Source organism: Rhodococcus sp. EPR-147 (assembly GCF_001647185.1).
In the GTDB taxonomy this organism is placed as follows: domain Bacteria; phylum Actinomycetota; class Actinomycetes; order Mycobacteriales; family Mycobacteriaceae; genus Rhodococcoides.
Map to the genome: position 1 here is coordinate 1 of NZ_LVCU01000295.1, position 7,887 is coordinate 7,887.

A 7,887-nucleotide genomic window follows, 5' to 3' on the forward strand; every position below is an offset into this window, starting at 1 on the left:
ACTCGTAGACGTAGGCCACCGACACGTTGACGACGAACAGTGCCATGGCAACCAGTCCGAACGCGCCCAGAACATCGAGATGGACGGCCCACGGATAGAGGAAGACGATCTCGATGTCGAAGATGATGAACAGCATCGCGGTCAGGTAGAACTTCACCGGAAATCGTTGGCCCGTCGGCGCATGCATCGTGGGCTCGATTCCGCACTCGTACGCGTCGAACTTCGCTCGGTTGTACCGCGCGGGTCCCACCATGGTGCCGACCATCACCGAGAACACCGCGAACACGACCGCAATGGCACCGAGAACGAGGATCGGAACGTAGGCGTTCATCCCGGCATCTGCTCCCTCGATCGACTACCGCGCCGGCGCGTAGTAAATGCGACGGCCGTACCAATGTGACCTGAACCACACAGTATGGGTTCGGTGTCGATCTCGCGGGATTTCGAGGAGTCCAGTTTTCGTAAAGCGTTGACGCGCATGGATCACCCGAATTCGTACGCCAAGGAACTGTGACTCAGATCACCTGTCGGCCCCATGCGATCCGCACCGACGAAAACGACAAATCTCCCGACGATCTCGGCCGGCCGAACAAGGCTGCCGACATGGAACAGGAGAGATGATGAAATCGATTTCCGTCTCGGCGCTCGCCGCCGAGGGACTGGGAACTGCCCTGCTCGTGATCTTCGGCGTCGGCACCGCAGTGATCGCGGGCGACACCGTCGGAACCCCGGGCATCGCTCTGGCATTCGGCCTCACGCTGCTCGCGCTGGTCTATGCGATCGGACCGATCTCGGGATGCCACATCAACCCGGCTGTGACGATCGGAGCCCTGATCGCTCGCGCCATCACCCCGATCAAGGCTGTGTTCTACATCGTCGCTCAGGCCGTCGGTGCACTGATCGGCGCGCTGATCGTACTGTTCGTCGCGTCCGGCCGTCCCGGATACGATATGGCGTCGGACGGTCTGGGCACCAATGGATTCGGCAGCGCCTCGCCCGGAGGATACGGGCTGGCGTCGGTCGCGGTGTTCGAGACGATCGCGACCGGCCTGCTCGTCCTCGTCGTACTGGCCACCACGGCTCCCACCGTTCACCCCGTCGTGGCAGCCGGCATCCCGATCGGCCTGACCCTGACCGTGGTTCACCTGCTGGGCATCGGAATCGACTCGACGTCGGTCAACCCTGCTCGGTCCCTCGGCCCGGCCCTCTTCGCCGGCGGACCTGCCCTGTCCCAGCTATGGGTGTTCGTGGTGTTCCCCGTACTCGGAGCTGTCGTCGCCGGCGTGATCCATCGGTTCGTGCTGACTGTGCCTGCATCGGAGAAAACGGTCTGATCTAACGCGATCGAGAGACCCGGGCACCGACGCGTACCGAGTGCTGCTTCAGCAGATCGACCACCGCTCGACCCAGCCGGATCGGATCCAGCGGGTGCGGAACGGCAGCCTCGGCGCGCGACCACTCGGCCAACCACGCATCGTCCGGACGTCCGATGAGTACCAACACCGGTGGGCAGTGAAGGATCTCGTCCTTCAACTGCTTCGCCAGACCCAGACCGCCGACAGGTGAGGACTCGCCGTCGAGAATCGCCAACGCGACATCGCCTGCATCCATGTGCTCGATGACAACGGCTGCCGTGGCGATGTCGACGTACTCGATGTCACCGAGTGCAGGATCCGGTCGAGTTCCGACGGCAGACCGCACCTGGGCGCGGGTTGCGGCATTGCTGCTGTACACGAGCACGCGGACACGACCGGATGGACTCGTTCCCGCTGTGGCGTCGGACACATCGCGATGCTACCGCGCGGTCCCCGGCACACGGATCGAAACAGCCACGGCCGACATGTATTCGACGTTGCTGCGCCGGTCAGTTCTCGACGGTGACGACGACCGCGGCCGGTTCTTCGGTGGTTGTCACCGTGAACGCGGGTCGATCGGCCGCAACTCCGATGAAAGCCTGCGAGATTCCGCCGGGATCAGCCAGAAAATCGGCCGAGACGATCGTAGACTCCGCGTCACCTCGCACCCGTTCCGGCCCAGCATACGGAGAGAAGGTGTCGTCGGAGTCCGTCGACGTACCCGACAGGTCCACCTGCAACACCGATCTCCCCGGCACTGCCAGCGGTTCACTGGTGCCGTAGCGAATGGCCTCGTCGACGTACCGCACCGTATAGGAGACGGGGCCGTTGCCTGCCAACCTGAATTCGACGGCCGCCGACTCCGCGAACACCACGTCGGTGACACCGACCGGCGACGCACCTGGGAATCGCGCGCCATCGAGGCTCAGAGGAAGCTCTGTCACCGCGGGCGGCAGCGCTTCGACGGTCGGCCTGGGATTGGACATTGGATCACCGACGACCAGTGATCCCGTGACCGTGGTGTAGTTCGTGTCGGCCGAGACCTCGTCGACCGGGCCACTGCCCCCTACGCCGGCACAGCCCGCGACAAAACCGAGTATCAGTGATCCGACGACCGAGAGCGCGACCGGAGCCCTGCGGTGGCCGTCGTACATCGCCTCACCGTACTGAAGAAACCGATCGGTTCGGTAGTGCTGCGTCGACGCGATTCGGTCACGATTGCACCGACCTCCGATCCTGCTAGCGTCAGAGGGTATGGACCCGAAGAGCTATTCGTCCGGTGAGCGTGTGTTCGGTCCGCCCAACGGAACTTTCGACGCGGATTGGGCTGCGACCGCACTGCGATCGAACCGTCCCGAGTTGGACCACCCCACCTCGGTGCGGCTGGTTGAACAGGCCTGGGACCTACTCCGAACGCAAGGGCTGCGCGGAGAACGACTCGCCACTGCGCTGGACCTCGAGCCCGGTCTTGCTGCTGCAGTGTCCGCGGTAGCCACCGAGACCGCCGAGCTCTACCTGGACCCTCGGTAGCTCCAGGTCTCAGCTCGGACCGAACTGCTCCCACGCGAACCCGGCCACGAGCACCGCTGTACCGCCGATTTCGGCAACGATCAACGACACCATGAACAGGTGCGTCCCCGGGACGGGATCGACGAACTGGTTCTCGGTGTCTCGCCGAAATCCGTGGACGGTGTAACTCGCGACGGCTGCGACGAAGAACACCAGCACCACCGACGCGGCGATCAGGTCCACCGTGACCGACCACGCGCTGAACTGCGCCAGCACTGCGAGCACCAGGGCGGCGAACGAGTACATCAACGCTGCCCGATGGGCGATGTCGACATAACGATGCGCAGTGCCATCCGGTGACGTCGACATCTGGTGATACTTGATCACCCCCAATCCCAATGCCCACAGCAGCAGGAGACCGGCCACGAGGACGATCACCTTGGTGTCCAGGTCCAGCTGCATGTCTACCTCCCCCACTCGATCCCGCGCCGAAGGTATCACCGGCACCGGACTTGATACCGTTCCGCAATGCCGGCCGACCCCGTACTGTCCCAGAACGCATTCGGGCTCCGCTTCGACTGGGGTCTGTCCGGTGCCGACGCCATCGTCGACGGCGCAGACATCGCCGTCGTCGTGGACGTCCTGTCCTTCACCACCACTCTCACGGTTGCTGTGGACGCGGGCATCGACGTCATCCCCAGTCGGTGGCGCGACGACCGGGCCACGCAGTTGGCCGAGCAGTTCGACGCGGTCCTCGCCGTGGGGCGGTCGGCCGCCTCACCGGGCCTGATCAGCTTGTGCCCGGCGACCGTCCGGGCCGCGCCTGCTCCGACACGACTGGTGCTGCCGTCACCGAACGGATCCACCATCGCCCACGAGCTCGCGAGCACGGCCCCGCTGTGCGTGGGCGCGTCGCTCAGAAACGCATCGGCCGTAGCGCAGTGGATACGTGCCAGGAACCCAAACGCAGTGACAGCGGTCATAGCGGGCGGTGAAAAGTGGCCGGACGGATCCCTCCGGCCCGCCGTCGAGGACCTGTGGGGTGCCGGTGCAGTCATCGCTGCCCTCGTCGACGCCGGAGCTGCCGATGTCTCCCCGGAGGCGCGCGCAGCTGCGTCCGCGTGGCGAGCCGTGGAGCGAGACGTGGGCTCGGAGCTGCGGCAATGCGGCTCCAGTCGTGAATTGGCCGGGATGGGGCACCTGGAAGACGTGGACATCGCAGCCGAGGTCGATTCGAGTTCGAGCGTTCCGATTCTGCGCGGCGGCGTATTCGTCGACGCGACTCGGGCATGAGTCGACCGGCGCTCGAAAACGACCCACGATGCCGACCCGACACGGCCGGTCGTGTCCGATATTTGGATCGGAACCCCGAATCACGGATCATACGGTGGTGAGTACGGAACGAGTCGCCCCGAAGACCACCGTCGTTGTACCGACGTACAACGAACGTGAGAACCTCCCCAAGCTCGTCGAGCTGCTGGCAGGGTTGCAGGTGGAGGGGCTCGGTGTGTTGGTCGTCGACGACAATTCGCCCGACGGCACCGGCGACGTCGCCGACAAGTTGGCCATCGACGGCCCCATCGAGGTCAGCGTTCTGCACCGCACGGAGAAGAACGGGCTCGGACGCGCGTACGTCGCAGGCATGACCAGGGCCCTCGACGAGGGTGCGGACATCGTCATTCAAATGGACGCCGATCTCTCGCACCCCACCGAGGTGATCCCGGCGATGATCGACAAACTGAACACTACCGACGCGGCCGTGGTGCTCGGATCGCGATACGTACCGGGCGGAGCGGTCGCCGCCGATTGGCCCTGGCACCGCAAGGCCCTGTCCGCATGGGCGAACTTCTACGTCAACACGATCCTGCGCCTCGGCGTCAAGGATGCGACAGCGGGATTCAAGGCGTGGCACGCGCGCACCCTGCGCACCATCGATGTTGCCTCGGTCGAGAGCAACGGGTACGCATTCCAGGTCGAGATGAACTACCGAACCGTCAAGCACGGCCTCACTCTCGCCGAAGTGCCGATCACCTTCGAGGAGCGCAGCGAGGGCGAATCCAAGATGAGCCTGTCGGTTCAGCTCGAGTCGGCATTGGTGCCCTGGAAGCTGTTGCTGCGCAAGAAGAAGCTCTGACCGAGGCGTCACGGCGTGAAGCGTCGGAATCCGCCTTCGGCACCGATGACCTGACCGGTGATCGAGCCCGAATCGGGCGAGAGCAGCATCGCCACGACCGCCGCGGCCTCGTCCGGAGAGTTCCACCGACCCCGCGGCATGTGGCGCAAGACGAACGTGTCCAGATCGGCACTCGCCCAACCGGTATCGGTCGGACCAGGATTGATCGTGTTGACGGTGATACCCCGTTCGATCAGCGAATCGGCCAAGGTCGGTGTGATCGCGGCGATCGCGCCCTTGGTCACCGCGTAGGGAATCTCGGTCGGCATCGGCCCCTCACCCTGCCCGGACGTGAACAGCACGATGCGTCCGCCGTCGCGGTGATCGACGTACCGTTCCGCAAATTCCTGCACCAGAAGCAAGGACGCGCGCACGTTCACCGCCCACGTCAGGTCGAGGCTCTCTGCCGTCAGAGACCCCACGTCGCCCAGCTGTGATCGCGCATGGTTGATGACCAACGAGTCGACGGCTCCGAACCTGGATTCGGCAGCATCGAACAGGGCGGCAGGTGCTTCGGGATCGGAGAGATCGATGTCCAGATGCCCGAGCCTGCTTGGCGCGGTGGACAACTCGGCCAGAACCTGTACTGCTCCCGGCGTCCCCGCTCCCCACGGCTCGCTCACGTCGTAGGAATCGCAGGATTGAACGAAGACGCGGCCGCGCTCATCCTGCAGCAACCTACGAGTGATGGCGTAGCCGATACCGAGGCGTCGACTCACACCGGTGACGAGGACGGTACGCCCATCGCTGTTCATGCTGCATTGTCGACCTTAGCGGCATACACGTCAACGCCGAGAGCACGGTTGCCACCGTCGCACCGGAGAATCCACAGTTCACCGCCCTGCGACTGTGGACCTCCGTGCACGGAAACAGCGACGTGATCGCCGACGCTACCGAACCAGAGACTTGACCGACGCCGGCAGCTGGCGAACGTTTTTGTAGGGGCCGACCACCGCGGCACCGAACGGACGGTCGAGCAACACGGCAGCGACCTCGCGTACCTCGTCGTTGCCGACACTGTCGATCCGCGCCAACGTATCGGTGATGTCGCGGTGATTGCCGTAGTTCAGTTCGCTACGACCGATCCGGTTCATCCGAGAGCCCGAATCCTCAAGTCCCAGAACCAATCCGCCGCGCAGCGAACCCTTGGCCCGCGCACACTCCGCGTCGGTGATGCCCTCGGAGGCGACCTTGGCGAGCACTTCCCTGATCACCGTGGTCACTTCGCCCAGGTTCTCGGGCTGACAACCCGCGTAGACGGAGAACGCACCGCTGTCGGCAAACGTGTCCACCGAGGAGTACACCGAGTACGCCAGTCCGCGCTCTTCCCTGATCTCCTGGAACAGACGAGAGCTGAGCCCGCCGCCCACTGCCGAGTTCAGCACGGACAACGCCCAGCGATGCCCTTCGTGTCGACCGAACGCACGTACGCCGAGGCACAGGTGTGCCTGTTCGCTGTCACGAGTGGTCAGGCTCAATGTGGGGGCGTTACGCAATCGCGCTGTGCCGCTTCGCCTTTCGGCCGGTCGCAGTCCCTTTTCCAGATGGCCCGCGAAAGCGCGACGCACCAACGACACAATCTGCTTGTGATCGACGTTGCCAGCGACAGCAACGACCATGCGCTGCGGCGTGTAGCGGCGAACGTGGAACGAGTGCAACTGCGCACGGGTCATCGACTCGATGGATTCGACGGAGCCGATGATCGGACGCCCGATCGGATGATCACCGAACATGGCTTCCAGGAAGGCATCTCCCAGCAGATCCTCGGGATCGTCGTCGCGCATGGAGATCTCTTCGAGGACCACCTGGCGCTCGACGTCGACATCTGCCGATCGGCAGCGGCCGCGAAGCACCACATCGCTGACGAGATCGATGGCGAGCGCCACGTCCTCGTCGAGCACGTGCGCGTAGAAGCACGTGCTCTCCTTCGAGGTGAACGCGTTCAGCTCTCCCCCGACACCGTCCATCACCTGGGCGATCTCGAGCGCACTGCGCGTGGGCGTCGATTTGAACAGCAGATGTTCGAGGAAGTGTGCCGCACCGGCAACACTGGGTTGCTCGTCGCGCGAGCCGACTCCGACCCAAACACCGACCGAGGCCGACCGAACGCCCGGCACGAACTCGGTGACGACCCGAAGACCGCCGGGCAGAGTGGTGCGTTGCACGCCCGTGTCGATGCCGGTGCTCTCTGGAACGGCCGAACGGTACGTCCCGAGGGGACGTACCGTTCGGCTCGATTGCTTCTTACTCAGCGCTGACCTCGGCGGGTGCCTCGGGAGCGTCGGCGGGAGCAGCAGCGTTGTCGTCTTCGACGGGAACGAGGCTGATCTTGCCGCGGTTGTCGATATCGGCGATCTCGACGCGCAACTTGGATCCGACGCTCACGACGTCCTCGACCTTGTTGATGCGCTTGCCGTTACCGAGCTTGGAGATGTGCACCAGTCCGTCGCGGCCCGGGAGCAGCGAGACGAATGCACCGAAAGCCGTTGTCTTGACGACGGTTCCGAGGAATCGCTCGCCGACCTTCGGCAGCTGCGGGTTGGCGATGGCGTTGATCATGTCGATCGCGGCCTGTGCGGACGGGCCGTCCGCTGCACCGACGTAGACAGTGCCGTCATCTTCGATCGAGATGTTGGCACCGGTCTGCTCGGTGATGGAGTTGATCATCTTGCCCTTGGGCCCGATGACCTCGCCGATCTTGTCGACCGGCACCTTGATCGCGGTGACGCGAGGTGCGTACGGGCTCATCTCGTCCGGGGTGTCGATGGCCTCGGCCATGACCTCGAGGATCGTCGTGCGCGCATCCTTGGCCTGCGACAGCGCGCCGGCGAGCACCTTGGAGGGTATGCC

At 64.5% G+C, this 7,887-nt stretch carries 11 protein-coding genes; 4 read left to right on the forward strand and 7 right to left on the reverse strand.

The features are described 5' to 3' along the window. The coding region (locus A2J02_RS14060) for an NADH-quinone oxidoreductase subunit A (protein ID WP_068050743.1) at window positions 1-331 on the reverse strand (331 nt) is incomplete at its 3' end. 289 nt (window positions 332-620) lie between these two features. Here A2J02_RS14060 and A2J02_RS14065 point away from each other — a divergent pair. Beyond that, on the forward strand, window positions 621-1,334 hold the full coding sequence (locus tag A2J02_RS14065) for an aquaporin (protein WP_068050744.1): 714 nt from the start codon (window positions 621-623) through the stop codon (window positions 1,332-1,334). 1 nt (window position 1,335) lies between these two features. Here A2J02_RS14065 and A2J02_RS14070 read toward each other — a convergent pair whose 3' ends face one another. Continuing rightward, a complete protein-coding gene (locus A2J02_RS14070; RefSeq protein ID WP_068050745.1) occupies window positions 1,336-1,785 on the reverse strand; it encodes a hypothetical protein in 450 nt (149 codons plus the stop codon). 79 nt (window positions 1,786-1,864) lie between these two features. Beyond that, window positions 1,865-2,509 (reverse strand): AMIN-like domain-containing (lipo)protein, encoded by a 645-nt coding sequence (locus A2J02_RS14075; RefSeq protein ID WP_068050746.1) that lies wholly within the window; start codon window positions 2,507-2,509, stop codon window positions 1,865-1,867. A 100-nt stretch (window positions 2,510-2,609) separates the two neighbouring features. On the opposite strand from A2J02_RS14075, the gene A2J02_RS14080 reads away from it, so the two are divergent. After that, the gene (locus A2J02_RS14080; RefSeq protein WP_068050747.1) at window positions 2,610-2,885 is read left to right on the forward strand and encodes a hypothetical protein; all 276 of its coding nucleotides are present in this window, start codon (window positions 2,610-2,612) and stop codon (window positions 2,883-2,885) included. Window positions 2,886-2,894: 9 nt separating this feature from the next. Here the strand turns inward: A2J02_RS14080 and A2J02_RS14085 are convergent, their stop codons facing one another. Continuing rightward, window positions 2,895-3,326, reverse strand: coding sequence for a hypothetical protein (locus tag A2J02_RS14085; RefSeq protein WP_068050748.1), 432 nt, complete (start codon window positions 3,324-3,326; stop codon window positions 2,895-2,897). Window positions 3,327-3,392: 66 nt separating this feature from the next. Between A2J02_RS14085 and A2J02_RS14090 the strand changes: the two genes are divergently transcribed. Both A2J02_RS14090 and A2J02_RS14095 read left to right on the forward strand, forming a co-directional pair. Then, complete coding sequence (locus A2J02_RS14090) at window positions 3,393-4,157, forward strand: 2-phosphosulfolactate phosphatase (protein WP_068050749.1); 765 nt, start codon at window positions 3,393-3,395, stop codon at window positions 4,155-4,157. Between the two features lie 97 nt (window positions 4,158-4,254). Next, window positions 4,255-4,998 (forward strand): polyprenol monophosphomannose synthase, encoded by a 744-nt coding sequence (locus A2J02_RS14095; protein WP_068050753.1) that lies wholly within the window; start codon window positions 4,255-4,257, stop codon window positions 4,996-4,998. A gap of 8 nt (window positions 4,999-5,006) precedes the next feature. Here A2J02_RS14095 and A2J02_RS14100 read toward each other — a convergent pair whose 3' ends face one another. From A2J02_RS14100 to A2J02_RS14110, 3 genes are all read right to left on the reverse strand, one after another. After that, on the reverse strand, window positions 5,007-5,792 hold the full coding sequence (locus A2J02_RS14100; RefSeq protein WP_068050750.1) for an SDR family oxidoreductase: 786 nt from the start codon (window positions 5,790-5,792) through the stop codon (window positions 5,007-5,009). A 135-nt stretch (window positions 5,793-5,927) separates the two neighbouring features. Then, window positions 5,928-7,214 (reverse strand): M16 family metallopeptidase, encoded by a 1,287-nt coding sequence (locus A2J02_RS14105; protein WP_068050751.1) that lies wholly within the window; start codon window positions 7,212-7,214, stop codon window positions 5,928-5,930. Window positions 7,215-7,281: 67 nt separating this feature from the next. Further along, a partial coding sequence (locus A2J02_RS14110) for a S1 RNA-binding domain-containing protein (protein ID WP_156516221.1) occupies window positions 7,282-7,887 on the reverse strand: 606 nt, incomplete at its 5' end.

Coding starts and splice junctions, on each gene's coding strand:
- A2J02_RS14065 (WP_068050744.1), top strand. CDS start 621: ATGAAATCGATTTCCGTCTCGGCGCTCGCCGCCGAGGGACTGGGAACT.
- A2J02_RS14075 (WP_068050746.1), bottom strand. CDS start 2,509: ATGTACGACGGCCACCGCAGGGCTCCGGTCGCGCTCTCGGTCGTCGGA.
- A2J02_RS14080 (WP_068050747.1), top strand. CDS start 2,610: ATGGACCCGAAGAGCTATTCGTCCGGTGAGCGTGTGTTCGGTCCGCCC.
- A2J02_RS14085 (WP_068050748.1), bottom strand. CDS start 3,326: ATGCAGCTGGACCTGGACACCAAGGTGATCGTCCTCGTGGCCGGTCTC.
- A2J02_RS14090 (WP_068050749.1), top strand. CDS start 3,393: ATGCCGGCCGACCCCGTACTGTCCCAGAACGCATTCGGGCTCCGCTTC.
- A2J02_RS14100 (WP_068050750.1), bottom strand. CDS start 5,792: ATGAACAGCGATGGGCGTACCGTCCTCGTCACCGGTGTGAGTCGACGC.